The organism is Granulicella mallensis (genome assembly GCF_014203225.1).
Classification (GTDB): domain Bacteria; phylum Acidobacteriota; class Terriglobia; order Terriglobales; family Acidobacteriaceae; genus Granulicella; species Granulicella mallensis_A.
In genome coordinates, this window is sequence record NZ_JACHIO010000037.1 from 1 (window position 1) to 26,428 (window position 26,428).

At 59.2% G+C, this 26,428-nt stretch carries 21 protein-coding genes and 1 tRNA gene; 11 read left to right on the forward strand and 11 right to left on the reverse strand.

Annotated elements, in window-relative coordinates:
- Positions 1 to 547 precede the first annotated feature (547 nt).
- Both HDF15_RS24990 and HDF15_RS24995 read right to left on the reverse strand, forming a co-directional pair.
- Positions 548 to 2,083: an ATP-binding protein gene (locus HDF15_RS24990; RefSeq protein ID WP_184261027.1), complete on the reverse strand. Its 1,536-nt coding sequence runs from the start codon at positions 2,081 to 2,083 to the stop codon at positions 548 to 550.
- Positions 2,023 to 2,814, reverse strand: coding sequence for an alpha/beta fold hydrolase (locus HDF15_RS24995; RefSeq protein WP_184261032.1), 792 nt, complete (start codon positions 2,812 to 2,814; stop codon positions 2,023 to 2,025). Before HDF15_RS24995 ends, HDF15_RS24990 begins: the two co-directional genes overlap by 61 nt.
- 473 nt (positions 2,815 to 3,287) lie before the next feature.
- Between HDF15_RS24995 and HDF15_RS25000 the strand changes: the two genes are divergently transcribed.
- Positions 3,288 to 4,253, forward strand: coding sequence for an amidohydrolase family protein (locus HDF15_RS25000; protein ID WP_184261035.1), 966 nt, complete (start codon positions 3,288 to 3,290; stop codon positions 4,251 to 4,253).
- Between the two features lie 625 nt (positions 4,254 to 4,878).
- Here the strand turns inward: HDF15_RS25000 and HDF15_RS25005 are convergent.
- Both HDF15_RS25005 and HDF15_RS25010 read right to left on the reverse strand, forming a co-directional pair.
- A complete protein-coding gene (locus tag HDF15_RS25005) occupies positions 4,879 to 6,915 on the reverse strand; it encodes a DUF3857 domain-containing protein (protein WP_184261038.1) in 2,037 nt (678 codons plus the stop codon).
- Between the two features lie 135 nt (positions 6,916 to 7,050).
- Positions 7,051 to 9,036 carry a DUF3857 domain-containing transglutaminase family protein gene (locus HDF15_RS25010; protein WP_184261041.1) on the reverse strand — a complete coding sequence of 662 codons (1,986 nt, stop codon included), beginning with the start codon at positions 9,034 to 9,036 and terminating at the stop codon, positions 7,051 to 7,053.
- A gap of 195 nt (positions 9,037 to 9,231) precedes the next feature.
- On the opposite strand from HDF15_RS25010, the gene HDF15_RS25015 reads away from it, so the two are divergent.
- Positions 9,232 to 9,307 (forward strand) — tRNA-Lys (locus HDF15_RS25015).
- Positions 9,308 to 9,512: 205 nt separating this feature from the next.
- On the opposite strand, the gene HDF15_RS25020 is transcribed toward HDF15_RS25015, so the two are convergent.
- The 4 genes from HDF15_RS25020 to HDF15_RS25035 form a co-directional block, all read right to left on the reverse strand.
- Complete coding sequence (locus HDF15_RS25020; RefSeq protein WP_184261044.1) at positions 9,513 to 10,571, reverse strand: cytochrome P450; 1,059 nt, start codon at positions 10,569 to 10,571, stop codon at positions 9,513 to 9,515.
- Between the two features lie 124 nt (positions 10,572 to 10,695).
- Complete coding sequence (locus HDF15_RS25025) at positions 10,696 to 11,898, reverse strand: acetyl-CoA carboxylase biotin carboxylase subunit family protein (protein ID WP_184261047.1); 1,203 nt, start codon at positions 11,896 to 11,898, stop codon at positions 10,696 to 10,698.
- Positions 11,899 to 12,247: 349 nt separating this feature from the next.
- Positions 12,248 to 13,717 (reverse strand): bifunctional D-glycero-beta-D-manno-heptose-7-phosphate kinase/D-glycero-beta-D-manno-heptose 1-phosphate adenylyltransferase HldE, encoded by a 1,470-nt coding sequence (hldE, locus tag HDF15_RS25030; protein WP_184261050.1) that lies wholly within the window; start codon positions 13,715 to 13,717, stop codon positions 12,248 to 12,250.
- Entirely contained in the window at positions 13,717 to 14,868 is a 1,152-nt protein-coding gene (locus tag HDF15_RS25035) for a glycosyltransferase family 9 protein (RefSeq protein ID WP_184261055.1), read from the reverse strand. The genes hldE and HDF15_RS25035 overlap by 1 nt, the downstream gene beginning before the upstream one ends.
- A gap of 211 nt (positions 14,869 to 15,079) precedes the next feature.
- Between HDF15_RS25035 and HDF15_RS25040 the strand changes: the two genes are divergently transcribed.
- The 3 genes from HDF15_RS25040 (at position 15,080) to yvcK (ending at position 17,527) form a co-directional block, all read left to right on the forward strand.
- Entirely contained in the window at positions 15,080 to 15,679 is a 600-nt protein-coding gene (locus tag HDF15_RS25040) for a DUF4254 domain-containing protein (RefSeq protein WP_184261058.1), read from the forward strand.
- Positions 15,680 to 15,794: 115 nt separating this feature from the next.
- Positions 15,795 to 16,397 (forward strand): lipopolysaccharide assembly protein LapB, encoded by a 603-nt coding sequence (locus tag HDF15_RS25045; protein WP_260331382.1) that lies wholly within the window; start codon positions 15,795 to 15,797, stop codon positions 16,395 to 16,397.
- 107 nt (positions 16,398 to 16,504) lie between these two features.
- On the forward strand, positions 16,505 to 17,527 hold the full coding sequence (yvcK, locus tag HDF15_RS25050) for a gluconeogenesis factor YvcK family protein (RefSeq protein WP_184261064.1): 1,023 nt from the start codon (positions 16,505 to 16,507) through the stop codon (positions 17,525 to 17,527).
- Between the two features lie 10 nt (positions 17,528 to 17,537).
- On the opposite strand, the gene HDF15_RS25055 is transcribed toward yvcK, so the two are convergent.
- The 3 genes from HDF15_RS25055 to rlmN are packed head-to-tail and all read right to left on the reverse strand — an operon-like array spanning position 17,538 to position 19,392.
- Entirely contained in the window at positions 17,538 to 17,816 is a 279-nt protein-coding gene (locus HDF15_RS25055) for a type II toxin-antitoxin system RelE/ParE family toxin (protein ID WP_184261067.1), read from the reverse strand.
- A 3-nt stretch (positions 17,817 to 17,819) separates the two neighbouring features.
- Positions 17,820 to 18,113 (reverse strand): type II toxin-antitoxin system RelB/DinJ family antitoxin, encoded by a 294-nt coding sequence (locus HDF15_RS25060; RefSeq protein WP_184261070.1) that lies wholly within the window; start codon positions 18,111 to 18,113, stop codon positions 17,820 to 17,822.
- A gap of 58 nt (positions 18,114 to 18,171) precedes the next feature.
- A complete protein-coding gene (gene rlmN / locus HDF15_RS25065; RefSeq protein ID WP_184261073.1) occupies positions 18,172 to 19,392 on the reverse strand; it encodes a 23S rRNA (adenine(2503)-C(2))-methyltransferase RlmN in 1,221 nt (406 codons plus the stop codon).
- A gap of 39 nt (positions 19,393 to 19,431) precedes the next feature.
- Between rlmN and HDF15_RS25070 the strand changes: the two genes are divergently transcribed.
- The 6 genes from HDF15_RS25070 to nagA all read left to right on the forward strand — a co-directional run bounded on the left by HDF15_RS25070 (position 19,432) and on the right by nagA (position 26,219).
- A complete protein-coding gene (locus HDF15_RS25070; RefSeq protein ID WP_184261076.1) occupies positions 19,432 to 19,863 on the forward strand; it encodes a DUF4440 domain-containing protein in 432 nt (143 codons plus the stop codon).
- 13 nt (positions 19,864 to 19,876) lie between these two features.
- A complete protein-coding gene (locus HDF15_RS25075; protein WP_184261079.1) occupies positions 19,877 to 21,208 on the forward strand; it encodes a pitrilysin family protein in 1,332 nt (443 codons plus the stop codon).
- A gap of 170 nt (positions 21,209 to 21,378) precedes the next feature.
- Positions 21,379 to 21,885 carry a type II secretion system protein gene (locus HDF15_RS25080; RefSeq protein WP_311733209.1) on the forward strand — a complete coding sequence of 169 codons (507 nt, stop codon included), beginning with the start codon at positions 21,379 to 21,381 and terminating at the stop codon, positions 21,883 to 21,885.
- Positions 21,886 to 21,988: 103 nt separating this feature from the next.
- Entirely contained in the window at positions 21,989 to 22,621 is a 633-nt protein-coding gene (locus HDF15_RS25085; RefSeq protein ID WP_184261082.1) for an outer membrane lipoprotein carrier protein LolA, read from the forward strand.
- A gap of 291 nt (positions 22,622 to 22,912) precedes the next feature.
- A complete protein-coding gene (locus HDF15_RS25090; RefSeq protein ID WP_184261085.1) occupies positions 22,913 to 25,051 on the forward strand; it encodes a beta-N-acetylhexosaminidase in 2,139 nt (712 codons plus the stop codon).
- Between the two features lies 1 nt (position 25,052).
- Positions 25,053 to 26,219: an N-acetylglucosamine-6-phosphate deacetylase gene (gene nagA, locus HDF15_RS25095; protein ID WP_184261088.1), complete on the forward strand. Its 1,167-nt coding sequence runs from the start codon at positions 25,053 to 25,055 to the stop codon at positions 26,217 to 26,219.
- Positions 26,220 to 26,428 lie beyond the last annotated feature (209 nt).

The following is a 26,428-nucleotide window of genomic DNA, read 5'->3' on the forward strand; positions in this document are numbered from 1 at the left end:
TCCTCACGCGCTGCCGGCGACCAAGCTGCCGCCTTCCATGCTGAGGTTCAAAGAGACGCTTACCTGTTTTGTGCGAGGGACGGAACGGTGCGGGCCGTAGCTAGCGTCACCCGAAGTTGCTCGTAGAATACGGCGGTGTCCGACGGTGCAGCATGCCAGCCGCCGCACTATCACTTCCGCCGGATTCCTTCCTGCACGCGGCTAATCGGTACCGATAAGTCGGCTTGTGGGAAGTGATCCTTCTGGGGCGGATTGCTGTCGGGAAGCGCGTTTCCCGTTACGAATCGGATTATGGCATCGACCTCTGCCGTGACAGTTACGCTAACTGGTTGTATCTAAATGATTTCATGTGCGTTGATGGCTATCGACAGCACCCTTGGGCATTCAAAAACACTGGGAAAACCGGAGATTCCAAATTTCAGCACCCTCGCCAGCACCCTCTGCGATTTAGGCCCGAAATATAGCGACCTCTGCCGTTGTTCAGCAGAGGTCTTCGGACAGGCTTACTTCCGACAAGCCGACTCATGAGGACCGAAGGGGCGAAGCCTTAATCTCTACGTAGAGCCTGACTGCCTTCCGACGTATGCGGAAAGAAGAGGCTGAAGGTAGTCCCATGTGAGCTCTCGCGCTTTGAACTTCGAACCCGCATCGCTCCGCCGTTCTTTTCAACCAAATCCTCGGTCACCCATAAACCCAAGCCGGTTCCTCCTATTCCCTTTGTCGAGAAAAAGGGCTCGAAGATACGCGCCAGGATATCTGCGTCCATCCCGGTTCCGTTGTCGGCGATGATAAGCCGAACTCCCGCTTGTCCGTTTGCCCAATTGGTCGACTCGCGGCACCTCATAGACAGGACGCCGCCATGCTTCATGGCATCGACCGCATTCGCGACGATGTTCAACACGATCTGGCGAAGCTCCCCTTCGTGACACCGCAAATATTTCGCATCGCACCGGTCAATGACTGCCGTGATCGATGAATTGCGGAGACGAGCTCGGTAAAGCGCCACGACCGAATGAAACAACTTCTCAATGTCCAGGTCGGTCGAATGACTGCTCTGTCTATGAAACCGTAGCGTATGCGTCGTAATCTGCGAAACTCTGGCGAGTTCTTCCTCGGCCTGTGCCACGAGAGCTTTCAGTTCAGGGGTAGGCACCTGCAATCCGAGAATGTAAAGCAGGTTTGTTACCGACGCCAGAGGATTGTTGATCTCATGCGCGATGGAACTTGCCAGGCGGCCAACGGACGCTAGCTTTTCGCTTTGAAGCAGCGCTCGTTCAGCGATCTTCTGATCCGCGATGTCCCGAAGTACCGCAGAGTAGGCGACGAGTGTCCCTGGAGCTTCCATGTGTGGAGTGAGTTTGAAGGAAACCTCCACGCGGGACTCGTCCTTGCAGCGGGCGACTGTCTCGCCGGAGTATTCCTGTCCTGTGTTCAGCACCTCCAGAGACTTCCGAAACGCCGCCCGGGTATCGTCTGTAGAGATCAAGTCCGGAAGCAATCTGCCCAGCGCGTCCGAAGAGTTGAAGCCCAACATTTTGGTCGCGCCATCATTCCAGTTCCTGACTCTGCCGTCTGCGTGCAACGTAATAATGGCGTCGGACGAACGCAGAATCACTTCGGCAACCTGTTCGGCCTCCTTCCGAGAACTCAGCAGGTTTCGCTCATAGGAGCGGCGCTCTGAAGCGTCGAACAGAGCGACTCGGATTTGAATGGGAACACCGGCTTCATATTTCAGAGAGAAGTTGGCTAAGACTGGAACACGTGCAGATCCCACCCGTAGGTCGAGAGCCGTCTCGTTCAACCGGCCACTCAGCAAGAGCTTCGGTAGAAGCTGCGTGTCGAAGAAGATCGCTCCCGCTGATGTGAGCAACGTTCGGAAGCCGAAGTGGATTTGGCTATCCAAATCAAGCTTGATGAGGCGGGAAAGGCTGGCGTTCGCATGCACGACAGTCCCGGCCATATCGAGTACAAGATAGGAAAACGGAGCGTCGTCGAACAGGTCGCGGTAGTCTATCTCGTCTTCTACAGCAGAAATTCCCGTATCGCCTTCGTCACGTTGCCGGGCGAACTCAGGTGCGGGCAATGACCCGTCGCGTTCAGCATCACGAACTGGCTCCCCGGAATGCATTTGTGTACATATTCTCCCACGATGGTAGGAGCGATCGCATCCTTGTCACACTGCAGTATCAGCGTCTTGGTCTTCAATTTACTCAAATCAGCCCGATTGTCGGAGAGAAACGTCACACGAGCGAAGTGCTGCGCGTGCATGGGATCAGTCTTGCAAAAGCTCTGCTCCAACTCCGCGGCAAACTCCGGGTGCTCAGGGTTCCCCATAATAATCGGAGCCATCATCGCCGACCAACCGGAGTGATTATTGTCCAGCATTTCCAGCAGATCTTCGATGTCGGCACGCTCGAAGCCGCCGACATATTCCCCCTCGTTGATATAGCTGGGCGAGGGGCCGATCATAACGATGCTCTCGAAGAGTTCGGGGCGCTTAATGGCCGCAAGCGCGCCGATCATTGAACTCACGGAATGTCCGACGAAGTTCACTTTCTTGAGCTTTAGCTCGTCAATGATCTCGATCACGTCCGCCGCATAGCCGTTTAAGGTGCTATACCGTGTTCGATTGAATGCTGACGGGTCGGAATCACCAGAACCAACGTAGTCGAACAGTACCACCTTGAAGTGCTCCTCGAAGCTGGGCGTAACTCCGCGCCACATATTCTGATCGCAGCCGTAACCATGTGCGAACATCATAGTTTTTGAGCCGTTGCCGCTTATCTTTACATTGTTGCGTTGAACCGATGACATAGAACCTTTCGAGCGCTAGCGGAATCGCTGTCCGCACCGGTCTAACGCTTTTTCGATGGTAGTGCATGTGATGCAGTTTCACCGGCATGTGAAAGGTCGTTGGAGTTAGATCGAGCAGTCCTGTAGCTATCGGAGACTGCATCCAACCCTCTCGGATAGCTGCCGCCAAACGCGCTTCTGGGCAGCCAGCAATTTTTCAGCACCCATCAGCACCCTCGTAGCTTAGATGAATGCGACATTCGACCCGGCTTTTCTGGCGATCACACTGCTGAAGGTTTTAGACCTGTGCCGAAGCTCTGCAGAGGTCGCCGGATCGGTCCTGTGAAGTCGTCTTGTGGGAAGTGATCATCCTTTGCCAGGTCGAGCGTTTACAACCGACACTTCTTGCTCCTGTGTACCATTGTGTCCAGGCTGCTCGAACGGGAATCCCTCGATACGGGATCGAGCGAGTTTAGGGGGCACATAGCAGATACATGAAGGAAGTCCTGGTAAACCAATGGATCGATGTCCATGCTCATTTCTATCCGCCCGAAACAGAAGAAGAGATCCATGCACGCTGGGAAGCGATGAAGAAAGGCTGCTGGACCAGCCCTGCCGCCCCCAGGTGGAGCCCGGAAAGCACGCTCGCCTACATGGACAGTGCCGGCATCGCCATGCAGATGCTCAGCAACATTCCCAAGATGCGTGACAAGCTTCGCGTCTCGAACGACTACGCAGCCGCGCTGGTAGAGAAGTATCCCAACCGCTTCGGGTTTCTGGCTGCCATTCCGACGGACGATCCAAGTTCGGCCATAGACGAAATCAGGCGCGCTTCTGACGACCTTCGTGCCGATGGCTTTGCCATGACGTTTCGCTACAACGACGTGTATCTCAGCGATGAACGCCTGGAGCCGGTTTGGGAGGAACTCGACAGAAGACACGCGGTTGTCTTTGGGCATCCGGATGCTTATGCGGGTGGAGTGATGGGACGTCCCTGTGCGTTGATGGAGGTAGCCTTTGAAACGGCCCGTACGGTCACGGACATGATCTATGCAGGCACCTTTCGTAAGTACCCCAACGTTACGATGATCCTGGCGCACTGCGGAGGCGCCCTGCCAGCCCTGTCCGGACGCCTGCTGCTGCTGGGAAATGAGGATTGGATTCCGAATCCCCATCAGGTCACAACGGATGAAATGCGGAAGTACCTCCAGCGATTCTTCCTCGATACGGCTGGCGTTTGTCCAACCGGACTGGCCCCCGCACTCACGATGACGACTCCAGACCGCCTGGTTTATGGTTCGGATTGTGGCGTCCCCTGTTCGACGGACCGCACCATGAATGCCAATCTGAAAGCCTTGCTTGAATATCCTGGGCTGACCCGAGAGCAGGTACAGCAAATCGGTCGTCGAGCGCTCGATCTCTTTCCCGCAGCCGCAAAGCGTTTACAGCAATCCAGGTAGAAGGAATTCAGGCAAGGCAGGAATGGGCCTTTAGGCCAATGTCACATACTTTCGACCGGAGTAGAGAGGACAAGCATTTACAGTGGCCGTGGTAGGGATGAAACTGGATGACGATTCAGTCTGACTGCAGAACCAAATGGAGAGAAGATTTTGAGGTGGCCATGGGTACAAGCCTCTGCGCTCCATTGAGCTTCCAGGGTTGATCTCGCTGCCCACCAAGAAGCTGGTTGACCTCTTGTCCATGCCCTTTGCACCTTTTCTACCTCGAGCGCTCGAGCCTGAACTCTCGTGCTGGAAAAGGTCCCAACCTCCTGGGTAAGATCAAACCTTTCGGGGTCCTTCGACTCCGCACCTCGCAAAATACGCGAGGCGCTACGCTCAGGATGACGTCTCTATGGGGAGAACAAAGTATCAGGATGACGTCTCTGTGGGGGGAAGAAAATATCTGATTCGTTGCTGTGCCCGATTCGTCAGACACTACCTAAAGCCCCATTCTCGCGTGGCCTTATTCCGTAGCCTAAATGCGATTGCCTCCCTTACCCTCCGTCTCCGTGACGCTGAAGCGTCACGGAACGCGCGGCGCGCAATTCGTTGGCATGCTCTTCCATTCTCTAACTCGCACGGCTTACTTAACCTCAGGTCCGGCGCTCGTCGAAGCCTCTACAGGCGCAACCTTCAGCACGATGCTTTCCTGGTCTTTCGCCTCAAACTGCGAGTAGAACGAACGCAGGCCAGGGTAATTCTTCGGCATGACAAAAAGGTCATTGAAGATAAAGTCTCGCCGCACCGTCACATTTGTCGGCGCCGGAGTGACCGTCATGTTGTACAGGCCGCTGCCCTTCATATCGACTCGCGACGACGCAGGGCTGCCTTCAATAGAAAAGTTAGCCGGGAAGTTGATGCGCAGCGCATCCTGCGTCATCTGCGGGTAATGGAAGTACACCGCAAGCTCGCGTTTTTCATGGGTAAACGTCGCCGTCGATCCCGCACGGAAGAGGTCCACAGGGAGTACCAGCCGCTTTCCGGTGGGAGTTCCAAGCGTTCCCTTCACCTCGTAGTCGACCGTGAGCGGTTTCTCGTAGTCGCTGATTCCGTGAATTTCGGAGACCTTGACTTCGAGGGTCTTTGGCAGCATCTCTTCCAGAGAGGTGCGCAGGCTGTGCTTGATGCTCTCTTCATCACCCTGCAAGGCCTGCTGACGCCAGTGCAGCGCAGGCGCGCCGTCGAAGGTGATGTTGATCTTGCCCGTGATGCCGCCATGTTCGTCCATCTTCAGGTTGGCGATACGAACTGTTTTATTGTCCTTGTAGTTCTCTTCCGTCGTATGTCCAAAATCGGTGCCGCCCTCCACCTGACGAAGCCCCTGCGCGACCGTATCCTCCCAGGGAAGACGAGCGTAAGGGCAGTACCGCGATCCCGGAGCAAAAAATTGCTCTTTGCCATCGACATTCACAATGGCAATCAAGTCAGAGAACTGGCTAAAGCTCATTCGGCCTGGGGCAAAGAGTTCACTGGAACGGTCAGGCACCAGCATCATGTAAGCCTTCATCCCGGCGGCACGGGCCATGCCGACAAAAAGCTCGGTAAGCTGCGCGCTATCTCCGCGCTTATGCGACAGGACATCGCTCGCATTGCTGACCTTACCCAGACCCTCGGCCTTGTCTTCCCTCTGTTCATGCGCCCGCGTATAGCTTGTATTTTCGAGCGCCATCACTGCGGCATAGATCTTGCGCAGTTTCTCATCCTGGGTATTCGCTCCGGCGATGATCGACTCCGTTGCCGATCTCAGATCCGAATTCGGACCTGCAAAGCCATCGACAGATTTCGACCAGACCTTACCTCTCGACTTCCAGTACTCGGCAGGAGTGCGATACGGAGTGAAGTTGAACAGCACGCGATAGCTGAAGCTCGCGATAGGAGGCATGAACTCTTCCTCCGTTTGCGGAGGCACGTCCTTGATATTGAGTTCGTAGACCCGCAAAACCCGGCCTACGGCGTCTGTGCCAGGAAGATCGCGATGCACCAACTCCGTTCCCGGAGGCAGAATGGGAAGCCAGGAGATCGAGTTGATCGCCTCTCCGGTCGCTCCGTCCGTCATCTCATGCCCCGTCGGATACCAGACATAATGCGCCGCCTTCAGATAGAGATCGCCCTGGATATACCAATCGGGCGCCTCATAGACGTAGTCGTTATAGCGGGTAGAGTAGCGGTACTCGATGATGCTGCCCACTTCTACATCCGGCAGAGTGAAGACCTTCTCCCGCACCTTGTATCCCTTGGTCTTCTCGATCACCTTCAAGTACGGCTTGCCGGTGAATGGGATGATCGTGCCATCGGCGTGGATCGTGCGACCGATGATATCTCCTACCATCTTGTCGTCGCCATTCTCCATGTAAGCGGAAGCGCTCGAACTGACGAAGCCCAGTTCGACATTGGCGTATTTCTTGCCCTCTTCCGTCAGGATCTTGATGCGGTTGTAGTTCTGAAATACATGGAGATCATCCTTGGAGATCTCCTCGCGAAAGAGCACGACCGCAGCCGCTCCCGGGTAGCCGGGCAGAGACTTCATCTCCAACTCCTCTTTCGTAGGCTTCAGAAAGGGATCGGCGGCATGAGCTACAACGGGTGCCAGTGCAACGGCCAACAGCAAGCCAGCGCGCATGGCACTCCGCAAAGAGACATTCAAACAAGGGACATCCAATTTGCGCCAACGGATAGGAGATGAACTCAGCATGTTGCTCTTTAGACCTTCTTTCGTATCGTTTCTACTTAGGTTGCAGGCCCAAAATCTGGAACGTTATTTACGCTTCAAAACAGCGCGGCTCTGCTCATCGTTGTCGATGATTCCTGCCAGCTTCTGCAGCTCGGAGTATTTGTCCGCCGGCAGAGTCACTTCGCGCTGTGTATAGACACGCTTGTAGTGCAACGTCTGGCCCTGCACTTCGGTCGAGCTCTCGTAGCTGGCGAATCCCAGGTCGACCTTTACGGGATCGGGAAGTTCATCGACGACGTAACCGGCAGGCAGCTCTATCTCGAAGTCGTCGCTGGCCTGCATCGTCTGGCGCAGATCGATCCCCACCTTGCGAGCCTTGTGGTCGACAGGGATGTCCAACGAACCCAGCACGCGCGGCCGCACCATCAGCAAAGGACCAGCCGCCGTCGCAAAATGGCTCGCCGAGATCGCGTAGCTCGTCGTCATATCTTTGTTCAGAGCCTCTGCGTTCTCCGCCTTTAGATCGGTGAGCGACGCCGCGGCAAAATCCCGCGAGGACGTACGGTCGATGTACTGCTGCTGCTCCTTCGCGTCGCCATGCGTAAAGAGGTAGCGCTCTCGCTCCGCCAGGTCGCCGAAGCGTTTGACCGTCACCGTTCCCTTCAGCGTTCCATCGGCATCCAGCTGAAAGCGCGCCGAACGGCGAATACTGTTGAACTTTGGATCGAGTACCGGAAGCTGGATCACCTGGCTGTTCGCCCCTTCCAGCAGCACACCGTAGCTTCCCTGCAGGTTGTCTTCCAACTGGCCGAAGGGTGTCTTCTCCCACGTCGGGTCGAAGATGAGGTAGCGCTTGCCGGTCTTCGCCGTCACCACGCTGTGCAGCTTCGGCGACTCATAGCCCTGAGGAACCTCGATCGCGGCAATCATGTGATTGCCGTGGATCGAAGGATCTTCGGGATCGATGACTCCACGCTGCGTGTCGACCATCAGAAGAGCGCTATGGATACCGACACTCGAGAGCATCGCCGACAACAGGGTGGCCTTGTCCTTGCAGTCGCCATAACGGCCACGAAAGATATCCGCTGCCGGATGGGGCTGATAGCCGCCAACGCCCATCTCGATCACGAAATAACGAATCTGCTGCTGGACGAAGTCGCCGATGGCCTCCGACTTATCGTAGAAGTCGGTCTTGCCCTGAGTAAGCTCCGCGGCCTTGGCGGAGATGTCCGGCGTCGCGACGATGCGATCATGCGCCAGCGAGTCGTACCACTCTCCGATGCCCTTCCACGTACCTTCCTGAGGCTGCGCAAGTCCCGGCCCGGAGTAGTGGACCGTCATTCGCGCCTCCAGCGAACCAGAGGCCGGACGCATCGGAATGTGCTCCAGGTCGATGGCCGGTTCATTGTTCATGTCCCACCGGTAGTGGTGGTTTTCAAGATCGATGCCATCGGTCTGCGGATGGTGCGCCCAGGTCGTCGTATAGCTGTAGCCCGGCGGCAGCACCAACACGAAGCTCTGCGTTACATGCGGGATCTCATCCTGGAAGTACCAGTTCGTCTCCGCGAGGTACGGCCGCTCGCGTTTTTCATACTCATAGGCGACGATGCCGCCAGGATCGCGTCCCGGAGGATCGGCGACCTTGGCCTTGTCATCGGAGTAGAGCTGGCCACCGTCTCCCGGCGGGCTGAAGTCCTGGATCTCGTTGTCCTTCAAGGCATACTCATGCCCCGCCGGGTCGATGCTCCACACATGCATCGACAGCACCTTGGAGTCCTTGTCGTACCACACGGACGGATAGCCATACTCGCGCCCCTGGGGACGCAGGATCTTCACGACATGGCGCAGATGTTCGACAGCGCTGCCATCCGGTGCAACCGTATAGGTCGTTTCATCGAGCAACACGACGGCCTTGGTTGTCTCGGGAAAATTGGGCAGGGTCTGGTGCGCTGCGGTTCGCACCCAGTCGGGGACACCGCTTGCCGCGTAAAGCGGTGTGGCTACAAGGACAAAAAACAAACCGGCAAGACAACAGCGGCTTACTGGACGTGCATTGACCCGAAACAGCATCGGGAGGTCTCCATTCAACCGCGATCAATGAAGTCGCCGAAGCTTCTCCCGCAGGTCTTAGCCTGCATACAACTCATTGCGGAATACGTGCCTGTTTTTATACGTTTACCGGGCCGCAGAATCAAGTAAAAATACAGCTATAGGCTTTTGCCTGTCTTTCTGCAGCACTCCGGCTGTGCTACTTTAAAGAAGAGCGAGCGGGTAGCTCAGTTGGTAGAGCATCGCCCTTTTAAGGCGTTGGTCCTGGGTTCGAGCCCCAGCCCGCTCACCAAGAAAATAAACCACTTAGCAGGGTTTCCAGGTATCCCAAACAAGCGTGAGCGGGATACGCGTTTCGAATGCATGACAATGCATCCTGCCTAAATAGAAAGAGGCCAGCCTGAGTATCGGCTGGCCTCTTGGGTTTCAGGTCGGATAGAGCGCTTTTACCGAGACGATCTGGATGCAGGACGGATGTTCCCCTTGGTGCCCCTCTTCTAAGAAACGACACTTCTCCGAAGAACAACCGGCAGATTTTTTGGAGATCGAAATCCTGAGCCGCCCTGCCAGGTGACGGGTTCCGCCAAGCCCGCAGAAGAAAATAACTCAACGAGCGGACGAAGCATGGCAACAGAAGCCATGCGCAAGAGACTTGCTCCTACACACGCGTGAGATCCGGCTCCGAGGCTCAAGTGGCCTGCTCCACGGCGACATACATCCAGCTCATTCGGCTGAACGAAGCGGACAGGATCGTGATTGGCCGCGATGATACGCAGGATCAATCGATCTCCCTGGCGAATGGAAGCGTCCCCTATCACCAGATCTTCCGTTGCCTGACGGCGCAGGAAGCGAGTCAGGCCGGCGTGCCTCATCAACTCTTCAATCGCCTGCTCAACCAGGCCGGGCTCCAGATGAACGAGTGTCCACTGCTGCGGATTCTGCAACAAGGCATAGAACGCATTCGCCAGCATACAAGCCAGCGTATGCGAGAGTGCGACGAATCCGGAGTCGCGCAGGGCCTCGGCCCTCGCGTGGAAGCAAGCCTGAAGCTCGGGGGTCACAGACTTTGACTCCGCACGAAGGGCGGGATCATAGGGTTCTGCAGCTGCCGCCGAGACAGTCCCGGCAAGTGTTCGCAGTCGCGCAGCCTCTTGCGGATCAATTCCTGTCACAAGAGCCGCCAGGTCAAGGCAATTCGGTCTAACGTAGGCATCGAGCAGGTCTACAGGGGACCCTTCGGGCAGACTCTGAACTCGTGCCTGGATAACAGGGGTCATGACCTCCGACCAGGCACGAAGCTGGGCTGGAGAAAGCGCTTCCCTTGCCTCTGCGCGCATCTTCTCCATGGCCTCGTCGTCTTCCGTGGTCCTGAGCGACTTGCCATTGTTGCTGAGACCCGAAGAGCGAAACGCTGCGAGTACATCTTCGTAACGGCTCAGAACCCAGGCGTCCAGATCCTTATCGAAATAAACAGGCTCGATGTGCGGAGATACAGGGGAGTCGAATTCATCGCTACTCCAGGCGGGTATGGATGATTCTTCTCGTAGTCTTTGCATGACAGCTCCGGCTCTAGTATTTCAAGTTGAGCGCCACTTCTTGTCAGCATTTTGTCATTGTTGGCCAGATGACCCGGGTCTCATATTCCTTCCCACAGAAGTGGATGTCCCCGATCAAAAAGCGTTACGACGTCGGCTTGTCCGGCACGTCCATCCGCGCGTAAAAGTCTTCGAGAAACCGCCCAGCGTAGCTTTCCAGCAGAGACTCCACCCTTTGGGCCGAGTCCGAGCGCACGATCAGCCCTGCATGATGATGCTTAGGCAATCGGTAGACGATCTCCGGGTCTGCGTAGGCCGACAGATCGGGCTGCTCCTGTCGTGCCAGGCAGATCACGCTGCCGGCGTAGTCCTGACGTAACTCGGGAAGGTAGTAGCGTTCCCCGCGCAACCGGGCAACTTCGATCCTCGCCCACTCCGTCCAGGGATTCAGGCCGCTGGCATACTGCACCACCTCGGCAATAAAGGCGCCCCCGACTCTGGCGGCAGTTTCAAGGAAGTAGAAACGGCCATCCGCGTGCGCCTTGATGAATTCGCTGTGCGTAACACCGTGAATCATCCCCAACGCCGACAAAGTTGCCGCATGGATCGTGCGCAAAGATATCGCGTCGTCACTTTCGCGGTCGAGAGTTCGCGTTGTAAAGACACCACCGTGATGCATGGTCTGCATGGGAGGCTTGCCGTACTTGTGGGCGGCGGCAAAGAGCACCTCGCGGTCCCAGGTGATCCCTTCTACATGGAAGATCTCACCGGGGACAAAGCACTCCAGCACATGCTCGCTGGCAGCATCTCCAAGCTGCTCGAGCAGCGGCCAGATCTCGTCCGGATGCCCCACTCGCTTGATCCCGATCGCCGCGGCGCTCGACCGGGGCTTCAGCAGCCACGGTCCCTGCGTGTTCTGCAGAAAGTGACGGATGTCTTCGTGGTTCACAACGGGCGAGAAGTCGGGGACCGCGATTCCAGCGGCCTTCGCCGCAGTCCTCATCGCCAGCTTGTCGCGAAAGAATCGTGTCGCGGTCTGCCCCATCCCCGGCAACCGCAGATGCTCGCGCAACAGTGCCGCTGTCTCCAGATCGAATTCATCCAGGGCAACGATCCGATCGATACGGTGAGTGCGGGCGTAGTAGGTGACAGTGTTCAGCACCTGCTCCGGCGTAAGCCCCGCGGGCATGGTCTGGAAATCCACCAGGCTATCCTTCGGCCAGTCCCCGTTTGCATGTTTCTCGATGGTCAGCAGTGTGACATCACAGCCCAGCGCAGCGGCTTCGCGCAGGAACGCCTGGCCCTTCTCGTAGGTGCTGATGCAAAACATCGCCGGTCGCCGTTCCATGCCATCTCCTCATGCAGCTATCTCGACCTACTTACCCATACCTTGTCATCTCGACCGGAGCATGATGGTTTTATCGTCATGCGTAGTGGAGAGACCCCTCGATACAGAGCGTGATTCAAATGTCTCTAGCGCGCTTTGCGTCTAGAGACCCTTGTATTTTGCCCGCATCACCACAAATACCGCACTGCAATTAAGGCTTACACAGCTTCAGCCATCTCGATTTCTCCCGTCGTCGGGACGCTTTGCGTCCCGACGACGGGAGAAGAAATTAGAACCCATGTTTCGGCACGGTTGAAACCGTGCCCTTCCGATTCTTGCCAACTCCCGGAACGATTGTGTGTGCAAACTTTTACTTTTCGCCCTGCAGCTTCCGCACAATGTTTGTCGTGGAAAAACCTTCCACCGTAGGCACGATCTCGACACGCCCACCCCGAGCCGTCACATCCTCATAACCAACGACGCTCTCCGCAATATAGTCCCCGCCCTTTACAAGGACGTCAGGCTTCACCGCGCGAATCAATTCCAGGGGGGTATCTTCTTCAAACAACACCACCGCATCCACCGCCGCCAGCGCTGCCATCACTCTCGACCGTTCGCGATCAGCAACGATCGGCCGTGACGGCCCCTTGAGCCTTCGAATCGAATCGTCCGAGTTCAATCCCAGCACCAGCTTCGAGCCAAATCGTCTGCAATCTTCAAGCAGGGTGATGTGGCCGACGTGTAGAAGATCGAAACAGCCATTCGTAAAGACGATGGTCTCCCCCGCAGCGCGCCACTCCGCGATGCGCTGGGTCAGGCGTTCGCCATCGAGGATCTTCTCCGCTCCCGAGATGCCGCTCGAAGGCGTCAGCACGGCGACCAGTTCATGGCGCGCAATAGGAACCGTGCCCACCTTCGCCACCACGATACCCGCAGCCAGGTTCGCCAGCTCCACGGCCGTCTCGTTCTTCAGGCCAGCAGCCAGACACGCCGCCATCGTCGCAATCACGGTGTCTCCTGCGCCGGAGACGTCGTACACCTCGCGCGCCCGGGCAGGCGAGTGATACGACCCCGCATCCGAGAGCACGCGGATGCCCTTCTCGCTCATCGTGACCGTCAGGAACTTCAGGTCGTGTTCGCGCCGCTGCGCCTCACCCGCCGCCAGCAGAGCCTCAAGCTCATGCGCCGGAACACCGGTCGCTGCAGCGAGCTCATTCAGGTTCGGGCAGACCGTTGTTGCGCCGGAGTACTTGCTGAAATCCGGCGACTTGGGATCGGCCAGTACCGGAACTCCAAGCCGTTTCGCAGTGCGGATTACGGCCTCGCACAGCTCCGCCGAAAGAGCACCCTTGGCGTAGTCCGAGAGCACGACCGCATGCACCTTCGGAATCAATTGTTCGACGCGCTCCTGCAGGCGCTGCCGGTCGACAGCGGTAGGGTGTTCGCGGCTCTCGATGTCTAACCGCAGGAGCTGCTGCATCCGCCCGAGAATGCGCGTCTTCGAGATCGTCGGCAAGGCAGTTGAAACAACCCCCACCGTATCGATCTTCGCAGTCTCAAGAAATACGGCCAGTTCGCGCTGCTCCGTATCGTCTCCCCAGAAACCGGCCAGTAGAGCCTGGCAGCCGAGCCCTGCGAGATTCATCGCCACATTCGCAGCCCCACCGGGCCGCTCATAGCGCTGTACATGCCGCAAGACAGGCACCGGGGCCTCCGGCGAGATGCGATCGACTTCGCCGAGAATATAGCGGTCCAGCATCAGGTCGCCCACCACCAACACCTTCAGGTTGCCGAAGCCGCCCTCCAGTAACCTCAGAACCGCATGAATCTCCTGCATCATCAAAATCTCTTCTCCTCCAGCTCCGGCAATCTTCGAATGCCGCGCTCCTGCATCTTTGTCAGATGCTCCTGCGTGGCCTGCCAGGCCTCTTCGACCCCTATGGACAAGATGCATTTTTTGCCCTGGACGACGCATGTCTCCAATTTGCAGCCACCACACTCCACCCAGTGGAGCACAACCCGCACGTGCTCCCCATTGGGAATCCACTCTCCCGGCATCATCCTGGAGCTGAAGATTCCCAGCACCGGCGTTCCCACCGCCGCCGCCATGTGGGCTGGTCCGCTGTCATGGCCGAAGAACATCACCGCCTGCTCCATAACGGCAGCGCTTACCCGTGGCTTCGCAGCCCCACACAGGTTGACCGCAGGCCCCGCCCCCGAAACCGATCGCCAGGCCTCGGCGACGCTCTCGCTTGCCTCGTACTCATCACCGGCTCCAAGAATCGCCAGGCCATACCCCGGCCACGCTGCCGCCAGCCTCGACAACAACTGTTGCCAGCGAGCCGTGCCCTCCGAGCCTCCGCCCCATTGATTCGATTGCGCTTTGGTGCCCAGGCTGAACGCAAAGAAGGGAGCACCGCCAAAAGGCTGTGCAAGTTCCCTGCCAGCCTGCCGCTCTTCGCCCGTCAATCCCGGAGACCAGTTTGCGGGGTCATCCACCCCCGCATCGCCAAGCTCCGCGACACATCGCGCCAGCCGTCGCCCTTCCTGCTCAAACCACGGCGTTCCCTCTCGCGTTCCTTCGCTGCGATGGCGCTGTAGATCTTCGGTCAAAGGGAGGCCGATCTGCTGCCGTATACCGCACAGCCGAAAGAACATCCGGTCGCGCCGCGCCGCCTTTTCGCCTCGTGCTCCGGCCAGGTAAACCAGGACATCCGGCTTCCATCGCCGGATCGTCCAGGCCAGCTTTAGCAGGGCCAGCAGGCTGCGCTCGCCCACGACATAGGTCAGATAGCCCTCGACCAGACCGCTGCCCTCCAGCACGGCCTCCGCCGCCGCTGCTTTATTCATTACAGGGATGTTGGTCAGCAGCCTGCGCTCGGCCTCGGGAAACGCACGCTGAACGAGCCGGTAGCAAGGAAGCGCTACCAGGTGGTCGCCCAGGCTGCCAAGCCGATACAGCAGCACACGCTTCACATTCGCAGAGGACATGCTGTCAGTGTCGCCGTCAACGGGTCCTCGCGCAAGCCGTGAGCTTACAAGCTTTTGCCGCTGCGCTCGTAGTTCCGATGCCCCTTTCCACCCCTCAAGGGAGTCGAAGAGAAGGAACCTGCACTCCGTTTGAGGCGTAACAAGCATCTCAAGGAAGTACATACCCCTTGGTTCTGCATCAGACACCGAGTACCATGCGAGAAGCTATCCCATGCTTGATGCTCTTCACATCTCCCTATTGCAGGACCAGGCCACTGCGCACTGGCACGACAGCTCTGCGCCTCTCCAGACGGCCCGCGACGCCTTCGAGACCCTCATTCTCGACCAGCACCGCGCCAACTTCGATCTCTGGCACCGTGAGGACGCGGCTCGCGATCCCCTGGCCGCCGACCAGGCCATCGCCGCTGTCAAACGCGCGATCGACAAGTTGAACCAGCGGCGCAACGATCTTGTCGAGCGTATCGACGTCGCTCTGCTGGAAAGCATTCCCACTCAGTCCGTGGAGTTGCCGCTGAACTCCGAGACTCCCGGGCTGATGGTCGATCGGCTCTCCATTCTTGCCCTGAAGATCTTCCACACCGAAGAGGAGACACGGCGCAAGGAGGCAAGCGCCGAGCATCACCAGAGAAACCGGGAGCGGCTCGCGCTGCTGCTCGAACAGCGCGACGACCTTACCTCGTGTCTCGCCACGCTCTGGACCGAGGTGAGAAACGGCAAACGCCGCTTCAAACTCTACCGCCAGTTGAAGATGTACAACGACCCTGCGCTCAATCCGGTGCTTTACAGCAGGCCGCTGACCCCGGACGGTTGAGCTCCATTTGACCGCCACGACCTTTCGCCCGTATAAAACCGAGAAGACTTCAACAGCGAAACCCAAGATTTATACGGCCCTCAACAACGATTTAGGTTTCATTGCAGAGAAGACCATGTCCACGAAGTCGGGAAAAACCCTTATCACCGCAAACCACACCGCCCCCACGGCTGACGGCGCCCTACACGCCAAGCGGTCGCCGCGAACTCTCGCCGGCAGCGCTCAAGCCGACGATACCGCCGCACGCAAACAGACGCTTGCTCTCTACGAGACGGCCCTGAAGCTCATGCAGGCGGGCAAATACGAGAAGGCCCACTCGGCCTTCCTGCAGATGCTCGATACCGCTCCGCATGACCTTGCCGATCGTATCCGCATGTACATCGCCGCTTGTCTCAGCCATGTCTCCAAGGGCACGACGAGCTTCGAGACCCATGAAGAGCGCTACGACTATGCGATCTCGCTGCTGAATCACGGCCGTTACGACGATGCACGCGAACACTTCGAGCAGATCCTGCTCAAGGAGAAGGCTGCTGATTATGCCTTCTACGGTCTCGCCCTGCTGGCCAGCATTACGGGCGATACGCAGAAGTGCATCGATCATCTCAGCGAAGCCATCCGCCTGAACGCGCACAACCGATTCCAGGCGCGCGCCGACTCCGACTTCGACGGCGTCGCCGAAGACCCGCGCTTTACCGAGCTGCTTTACCCGGAAGCCTGAGCCATCTCAGGCGACCGGCCTTGCGTCCAAGTAAGGAACACGCAAGGATGCGTCCGGTCGGCACACGATGCCTGTCACGCCCTGTGCGTCTAAACTAAAGCTGACGCATGTCCAAACCAGATTCGAAACAGCTCCGCGTAGTAGCCATCGGCGGCGGCACAGGCCTCTCCACGCTGTTGCGCGGCCTGAAGCGCTACGTGGCAGCACCGGGAACCAAACAGCTCTCCCCTGAGAACTGCAGCAACATCCCCTGCCTCATCCGCGAACTCTCCGCCATCGTCACGGTCACCGACGACGGCGGGTCTTCCGGCCGCCTGCGCGAAGACCTCAACATGCTCCCCCCGGGCGACGTGCGCAACTGTATGGTGGCGCTCTCTGAGGACGAACACCTGCTCTCTCGCCTCTTCCAGCACCGCTTCGCCAGCGGCGATCTCCAGGGGCATAGCTTCGGCAACCTCTTTCTCGCGGCGCTCACAGGCATTACCGGCGATTTCGCACAGGCCGTACAGACCAGCTCACAGATTCTCGCCACACGCGGCCGTATCTACCCTTCCACAACGGCCTATGCCACCCTCGCGGCGCAGATGGATGACGGCTCCCTCGTTTATGGCGAAACCAACATCACCGCCAGCAAGCGGTCCATTGTGGAGTTGATGCTGGAGCCCAGCGATGCCGGCCCCCTTCCGGAGTCGTTGGAAGCCATCGCCAACGCCGACCTCATCACGCTCGGCCCGGGCTCGCTCTACACCTCGCTAATTACCAATCTCCTGGTTCGAGGCATCCCCGAGGCCCTCGCCGCCAGCAAGGCCACACGCGTCTACATCTGCAACCTGATGACCCAGGCCAACGAATCGCTGGGCCTGACGGCCTCGCAGCATATTGAAAAGATTCTCGACCACGCCGGCGCGCAGATCTTCGACTATGCGCTCGTGAACGTGGCTCCCCTGCGTAAAGAGACCATCGTGCAGTACGCCCGTGAAGGCCAGGAGCCCATCGAAGCAGATCTGGAGCGCATTCGTGCGCTGGGAGTAGAACCCATCACCGGCAACTTCGCCCATGAGGGCGAGGTGCTGCGGCATAGCTATGATCATGTTGCGGAGACTGTGCTGCAGTTGGCGCTAAATCAGTAAGCTTTCAGAATTACGCCGGCCATTGCTGCGCACCATGCAGCACACGCATAACATCCACCACATTGTCCTCTACTCGGTAAACCACGATGTATGGGGTTCGTTGGATCACTAACTCACGCGTCCCTTGAACCTCGCCTACACGCCCCATCCAAGGATGGTTGGCAAGTTCATCGACCTGATCTTCGATTCGTTCGCCAACAGTGATCGCCGCTTCGATGTTGTCGTTGGCAATGTACTCCACAATATCCGCACGATCTAAGGATGCGTCTTCTGACCATCTCACACGCATGGATCAGTGAATCCTTGCGCGAAGTTTGGCCTTCTGAGCCGCAAAACGTGCTTTAGCTTCTTCATTCGAAATAAGGGGCCTTGGATCATCCAGCGCCTCCTGCACCTTCGCACGGAACCAGGCGTTATAGGCCTCATTGTTCGCCGGCGTAAAAGGCAGAGCTCCTTCGTTCGCAGTCCGAGTCAAAAGAATCCGCACGGCTTCGGAGACAGTCATACCCTGCTCTTCGAGAACCGCCGTAGCGCGATCTCTTACGTCAGCATCGATTCGAGTTTGAACTAAGGCATTAGCGGCCATGACATTCCTCTTGGCAGATTGTAATTCATCTGCATGACAAATACCGCGATGCTTTTCCTCAACTCGCCGCCGAAATCTCCACCAACTGCGGTTTCTCTTCCACCACGGTCCGCTTCAACTGCCCGCACGCCGCATAGATATCTCGCCCGCGCGGCCTGCGGATGTAAGTCGCAATCCCACCCTCAATCAACATCTTCTGAAAGACCGCAACATCCGCCGGCTTTGGCTGGTGATAATCAATCCCCGGCCCTGGGTTCCAGACGATCAGGTTCACCTTGGCACGTATACCGTCGAGCAGCTCCAGCACCTCGCGAGCGTGCTCGGGCTGGTCGTTCACCTCTCCCAGCAGGACGTACTCGAATGTCACCCACTCGCGCGTACGCAGGGGAATCTTCTGTACCGCTTCCAGCAGTGCAGCGATGTTCCACTTGCGCGTAATAGGCATTATCCGCTCACGCACCACATCGTTGCTTGCATTCAGGCTGAGCGCCAGCTTAGGACGCATCGTCTCCTTCGCGAACGCCTCGATCCCCGGCAGAATCCCCGAGGTCGATACCGTCATCCGCGACTCCGGAATCCCGATTCCCTCCACCAGCACCCGCACCGACTGCATGAACTGCTCATAGTTCAGAAAGGGCTCGCCCATTCCCATGAACACGAGGTTGATGCGGTCCTTGCCGATCTGGATCTTGTGGCGATTGAGCACCGCCGCCACCTGCCCGGCGATCTCCCCCGCAGTGAGGTTGCGCTTGATGCCTAGTTTCGCCGTCAGGCAGAACTGGCAGTTTACGGCGCAGCCTACCTGGCTCGAGATACAGATCGTCGCGCGGCGAAATCCCTGCTCTGCCAGCGTGCCGAAGTTCGACCGGTCACGCCCATTACCCCGCCGCGACCAGTAACCACCGTCCACAGCCTCCTCGGCGACAACCACCTCCGCCGACTCTTCCTCCGCGGCCTCACTCCCGTCCCCGCGTTCGCCGCCATCGCCATCCGGCATCCAGACAGTCTCTACCGTCTCGCCGTCGGCCATGCGCATCAGGTAGCGCTCCGTACCGTCGACCGACTTCGCCGTCTGCGCAATCTCCGGCAGCCCTATCGCAAAACCTTCTGCTATCAAACGGTCCCGCAGCTCCTGCGAAAGCGTCGTCACATCCTCCACCAACCCGACCCGCTGCTTGTACAGGGCCTCGAACACCTGCCGCGCGCGATACGGCTTCTGCCCCAAACCAGCCATCAGCTCGGTCAACTCCGGCAGTGTCTTTCCGAAAAGCGCGTGCATATCCATCCTTCCAGTTTACTTGCTCCCTACAATCAAGCCATGCATTCTTCCGAGGCTTTCACTCATATCGAACCCGACCTGCTCCCCGTGCTGGAAGAACTTCGCCGCCGTGAACCCATCTTCCACCGCCCGGAGTTCGCCTCGACCCAGGCCGATTTCGAGCAGATGACCTCGCCCGGCTACTGGGAGGTCGGAGCCTCCGGCCGGCGCTACAGCCGCGACTTCATTCTCCACACCCTCGAGCAGAACCCGCCCGTCGATGCCGACGCCGCAGGCTGGCAGACTTCAGACCACCAGTGCCGCCGCCTCAGCCCGGACACCTACCTCTTCACCTACACCCTGCGGCAGGGCGAGCGTCTCACCCGGCGAGCTACGATCTGGCGAAAATCCCCCGGAGGTTGGCAGATCCTCTACCACCAGGGCACCGTCGTTTCCGCCGAAGAGGAGGACGTCGCACCGTCAAAGTCGTGAAACAATAGAGTGGATGCCAGTTTCTGTCCCGGTCGCGGAGAACGCGACCTTCACCACCGCCCCCACACATACTCGCGATATCCGCAAGACGACCCTCCCCAACGGATTGCTCGTACTCACGGAGCGCATGCCGCACTTCCGCTCCGTCTCCATGGGAGTCTGGATCGATAGCGGCTCACGCGACGAAGCCCCAGCAGTCAACGGTATCGCCCACTTCATCGAGCACATGGTGTTCAAGGGCACGACCACGCGTTCCGCCCAGCAGCTCGCCCGCGAGGTCGACTCTATCGGCGGAAACCTCGACGCCTTTACCGGCAAAGAGACCGTCTGCTTCAACATCAAGGTGCTCGACGAGAACGTCCCTGCCGCGCTTGATCTGTTGACCGATCTCGTGCTCCACCCCACCTTCGCTCCCGACGACCTCGCCCGCGAACAGGGTGTCATCCTCGAAGAGATCAAGATGGACGAGGACAACCCCGACTACCTGGTCCATGAGCTCTTCACCCAGAACTTCTGGAAGAACGATGCCCTGGGCCGCCCCATCCTCGGAACGGCGAAGACTGTCTCCAGCTTTACGCAGCAGATCGTCTTCAACGAGTACGCTCGCCTCTTCACGCCGCCGAACATGGTCTTCTCCGCAGCCGGCAACCTGGACCATGATGATTTTGTGGCACAGGTAGCCCAGGCTTTCGGCTCGCTCTCGGCCAGCTCCGGCTCCAAACTCGTCCGTTCGGCTGCCCCCCAGGCCTTTCCGCATATCACGCTGAAGAACAAGAAGTCCCTGGAACAGGTACAGTTCTGCCTCGCCATGCCGTCGCTTGAGGTCTCGCACCCGGATCGGTTCACAGTGCATCTGCTGAACTCGATCCTCGGCGGCGGGGGCATGAGCTCGCGGCTCTTCCAGTCAATCCGCGAAGAGCGTGGCCTGGCTTACTCGATCTACTCGGAGACCAACCCCTTCCGCGACACGGGCTCCCTGGCGGTCTACGCCGGATGCGCCATCGACAAGACCCGCGAGGTCCTCGACCTGACGCTTGCCGAGTTCTCCCGCATGAAGCGCGAACTGGTCAGCGAAGAAGAGCTCAAGCGCGTCAAGGACCAGTCCAAGGGCAACATGGTGCTGGGCCTCGAAAGCTCGTCGAGCCGCATGTCGAACCTGGCACGGCAGCAGATGTACTACGGCCAGTTCTTTTCGGTCGAAGATCTCACCGCAGAGGTCGACCAGGTCTCGCGCGAAGACATCCAGCGGCTGGCGCAACAGCTCTTCCAGCCCGAAAACTTCGCGCTGACGTTGCTCGGCAACCTGGGCGGCCTGAAGATCGAGCGCGCCGACCTGGTCTGCTAAACCATTGTTCCTGCTTTTCTTTCTGCCATTCCCCTGTGAGAATGGCAGAAAGAAAGCCACCCGCGACGCCAAAGATACACACTGGCTAAACCCTTCCCCCGCCCCAAACGTCTATACTCTGAAACGGACAAACTGTGCGCTGCAACGACTGCGCCATTTTCGAGGAAGCCATGAATATGCAGACCCGCCGCAATCACGAAGAATCCGGTTTTACCCTGATCGAACTCCTGATCGTCATGTCTATCATCCTCATCCTGGCGACGCTCGCGATTCCAGCCATGCAGAAGACCGTCAAGAAGGCCAACGAAACCTCGGCCATCTCCTCGTTGCGCGACCTCAACGCCCAGGAAGGCACGTACAGCTCGACCTACCCGACCCACGGGTTCTCCTGCACCCTGGCCGCGATGGGCGGCAAGGCGGACGCCGGAGCCCCCACGGCTGAGGCTGCTCAGTTGATCCCCGAGGATCTGGCCACCGGCAACAAGGCAGGCTATATGTTCGCCATCACCAACTGCACCAAGGTGACGGTCAACAATCAGGACCAGTACACGGGGTACCAGATCACTGCTGTTCCCAACACCGTCGGCAAGACCGGCGACCGTGGCTTCTGCACCGACGGCAACGAGATCCACTACGACCCCAAGGGCGGCACCAACTGCACCGAACTTCTGCAGTAGTCCTTTGCCGATTCACAACGAAGGCCGTCTTCGGGCGGCCTTCGTCTTTTCCAGCAGCTTGCCAAGGCCCTCTTCGGAGCCAAAGCAGGTGTCAGGACTTCGCATGAAAAATCTTCTGCTTCTCTTCGCACTCACCTCTCCCCTCGCAGCCCAGTCGCCTACGGCCGCTTCCCTCGCCCATCAGGTGGACGCCCACTACAACCACCTGCAATCGCTCCAGGCGCGCTACACCGAGCGTTATCAGGGCATGGGACTGGATCGCACCGAGACCGGCAGCCTGACGCTTCGCAAGCCAGGGCGCATGCGCTGGTCCTATGACTCTCCCGCAGGCAAGCTCTTTATCCTGGACGGCAAGAACGCCATCTCCTACACACCCGGCGACGCCCAGGCGCAGCGCATCCCTGAGAAACAGCTCGACGACCTGCGTTCTCCGCTGCGCTTTCTGCTCGGCCACACCGAGCTGGCCAAGGAACTCGACGGCCTGAGCCTGACTGCCGTGAACGGCGGGTATACCCTCTCCGGCACGCCCAAGGGAATGCAGCAACGCGTCCGCTCGCTCGCGCTCACCGTAGATACGACCGGAGCCATCCATACCATGCGTATCGAAGAGACCGACGGCGCGACGACGACCTTTACCTTTGCAGACATGCACGAGAACATCCCCACAAAAGACAGCGATTTCATCTTCACGCCACCGCAGGGCGTCGCGATCATCAACGGGGCAGCACCGATTTAGGCGGCACCTGTATGTGTTTTTCGTCGTCATCCTGAGGCGTAGCTGAAGGACCCCCGCATTCGCGCCACCACAGATGCACGTGTGCACTAAGACCGTTCGGGTACGATCTCGTGGTCTCGACCTTAGCCTCGGTGCCACTACCAATGCGGGGGTCCTTCGCCTACGGCTCAGGATGACGACGAAAAACAAACAACGGCAAACTAGTATGCCTGCCTACGTCTTTGCTGTTTCCTGTTCGCTATTTCCTGTTTCCTGTTCACTGTTACCTGCTTCTCCGTGTACCGTACTTTCATGCGCCTTTGTTCTCTCGCCGCACTCCTGGCCCTTGCTCTGCCGGCAGCCGCACAGTCCACGCCGCACCTTATCCCGATGCCGCGAGTGGTCACCCCCAGGCCGGATCAGCCGCTGAACAACGGCGTCACCCTCGTCTGCACAGCCTGCACCGGCGAGGACCAGTTCACCCTCTCCGATCTGCGCATCACCCTCGCCGAGCGCGGCATCCCGGAGACAGGCTCCGGCCTGCGCATTGTGCTGCAACGCCTCGCCCAGCACCCGGACGCGTCCTTTACCGACGCCATGAAGCCCGAGGGCTACACCATCGTCTCCACTCCCGGCACGCTGACCCTCACCGGCGCGACCGCCGAGGGCGTCTTCTACGCCGCACAGACGGTCAAGCAGATGATCGAGCCCGCCGGAAACCGCCAGTTCGTCCTCCGCGCTGCCAACATCCGCGACTGGCCCGCCATGAAGTATCGCGGCCTGGACGATGACCTCTCCCGCGGCCCGGTCGACACCCTGGAGTTCCAGAAGAAGATCGTTCGCACGATCGCGGCGTACAAAGAGAACCTCTACTCGCCCTACTTCGAGCACACCCAGCAGTACGCCTCCAATCCCCTGCCCGCGCCTCCCGGAGGCAGCATCACCGCCGACGACGCGCGCGAGCTCGTCGCCTACGCGAAGCAGTACCACGTAATGGTCGTGCCCGAGCAGGAGGCGTTCGGACATCTGCACCATGCCTTGACCTCGGAGGTGTACCAGCAGCTTGCCGAGACGCCCCACGGCGCGGTACTTGCCCCGGCACAGCCCGGCTCGCTCAAGCTGATCTCACAGGAGTTCAGTGAGCTGGCGCAGCTCTACCCCTCACCCTTCCTGCACGTCGGCGCTGATGAGACCCAGGACCTGGGCCTCGGCCAGACCAAGGCGGCAGTGGACCGCGACGGCCTCGGCAAGGTGTACCTCGACTTCATGCAGCAGATCGACATCACCCTGCGCCCGCTCAATCGCCGTCTGCTCTTCTGGGGCGACATTGCCCAGGACTCGCCTGACCTGCTCAAGACCATGCCTGAGAGCTTTAAGCGCGACACCATCGCCATCGGCTGGCAGTACAACCCCAACCCGCACGGCTTCGCCAAGTACCTGAAGCCCTACACCGACGCGGGTATCGAGACCTGGGTCGCTCCCGGCATCAACAACTGGTCGCGCGTCTACCCGAACTACAACCTCGGCCTCGAGAACATCCAGCAGTTCACGCGCGACGGCCAGCACATGGGCGCTACCGGCCAGCTCAACACCATCTGGTACGACGACGGCGAAGCCCTGGCCTCCAACAACTGGTACGGCATCCTCTTCGGCGCGGCAGCAGCCTGGCAGCAGGGCGAAAGCTCGATTCCTCAGTTCGAACAAACCTATGCGCAGGTCTTTCACGGCGACATGACCGGCAAACTCAACCAGGCGCAGCTCGAGTTGATGGCCGCCCATGAACTGCTCAAGACCGACGCCAAGGTAAGCGACGCCTCCGATCTGCTCTTCTGGAGCGACCCCTGGGCCAAAGACCAGCAGCAGAACGCGGCCAAGATCCGTCCCTACGTGCATGAGCTTCGTCTGCACGCGGAAAAGGCCCTCGAGTTGATCGCCCAGGCCCGCGCCGCGGCCCCGGCAGCAGCCTCGCCCGTCGTCTACACCCCGACGAACCAGCTTCCTTCGAACCCGACCAATCTCCGTGAGGCGGACGCCATCGACGCGCTGGAGCTTGGCGCTCGGCGCATGGACTTCATCGGCCTCAAGTTCCAACTCGCCGACGAGATCGCACGCGACTACGCTCGTGCCCAGGTGACCTCGAACTCCAGCGACAGGACGATCAAGCCCTCCGTCAACGCGCTCCTGTCGGATATCAACGGCGTCAACGGACGCATCCAGGACATCAAGGACGGCTACTCTCTGCTGCGCGATCTGTACGCGCAAAGCTGGCTGCGGACGAATCGTCCGTACGCGCTGCGGCCTGTGCTCGAACACTACGACTACACCATCGCCCTCTGGCTCTCGCGCATGGACAAGGTCCGCACCGCGCAGCGTCAGTGGTCGGACAACAAAGTGCTTCCCAGCGCAACTGAAACAGGCATCCCCGCACCACCCCCGGCATCGACAAACTGACATGACTACCACTACGCTCACTGCTCGCCGTCTTGTAACCGACATTGGTTCGGTCGAATTCCCCGTGATCACCGTCTCCGCTGACGGCACCATCACCGATATCAGCTCCGACCCTCGCGCCCTGGCGAACGAACAGGACACACTGACCTCGGGCTTCTTCGACGTGCACATCCACGGCGCCATGGGGCACGACGTCATGTACTCCTCTCCCGCAGACCTCAGCGAGGTCCAGCGCTTTCTCGCCAAACGCGGCGTCGCGCACTATCTGCCGACGACTGTGACAGCCTCGCCAGACGCCACGTTCCGCGCTCTCGAAGCCCTGGCCCAGGCCATCGAATCCGCGCCGCACGACGGCGAAGCGAAACCCGTCGGCATCCACCTAGAAGGCCCATTTCTTTCGAGTGCGAAACGCGGCGTGCATCCGACGCAGGAGTTGCAGACCCCGAGCATCGAGCTCTTCGACCGTTTCCAGGCTGCGGCACGCGGACACATCGTTCTGATGACGATCGCGCCCGAGCTTCCCGGCGCCATCGGTCTGATCGCGCACGCTCATAGGCAGGGCGTAAAGCTCTCGCTGGGCCATACCAATGCAACCGCCGCCGAAGCCATCGCAGGCATCGGAGCCGGAGCCAACAGCGCGACTCACACCTTCAACGCCATGCGCGCGCTCGACCACCGCGAGCCCGGCGTGCTCGGCACCGTGCTCGATCCCCATCCCGATCATCCCGCTATCTTTGCCGAACTCATCTGCGACGGCATCCACGTCGCGCCCCCCCTGGTGCGGCTCTGGTTGCAGGCCAAGGGGCTTGACCATGCCATCCTCGTCACCGATGCAATGTCCGCAGCGGGTATGCCCGATGGGGACTACACACTCGGCGGCCTGGCCGTCCGCGTGGCACATGGCCGTGCCCAGCTGGTCGAGGACATGGCCGCCGGAAAAGAGACGCTGGCCGGCTCAGTGCTGACGCTGGACCGCGCTGTCGCCAATCTGCAGCGGTTCACCAATGCCTCGGTGGGCGATGCGGTTCGGCTTGCATCCCACAACCCTGCAGCCATGCTCGGCAGACCGGAGCTGACACGGCTCGCTCCGGGAGCGTTCGCCAACCTCAACCGCTTCGACGCGAAGAACAACCTCGTCGCCACCTACATCCGCGGACGAGCGGTTTAATTAGTTTCATCGTTTCCGCAGGGATGGCACAAATCGGAAGGGCATGGCTTCAGCCATGCCGTAAAACCGTTCTTTTTATCCCTTTTGTCGTGGGGGGGGGGGGGGGGGGGCCCCCCAAAGGGGGGACATGGGGGGGCCCGGATAGGCCCCGGGTTAAACCGGCCCCTGCCGTCGTAACAAAAACCCAAACGCGAAAGTACAAAACCGGA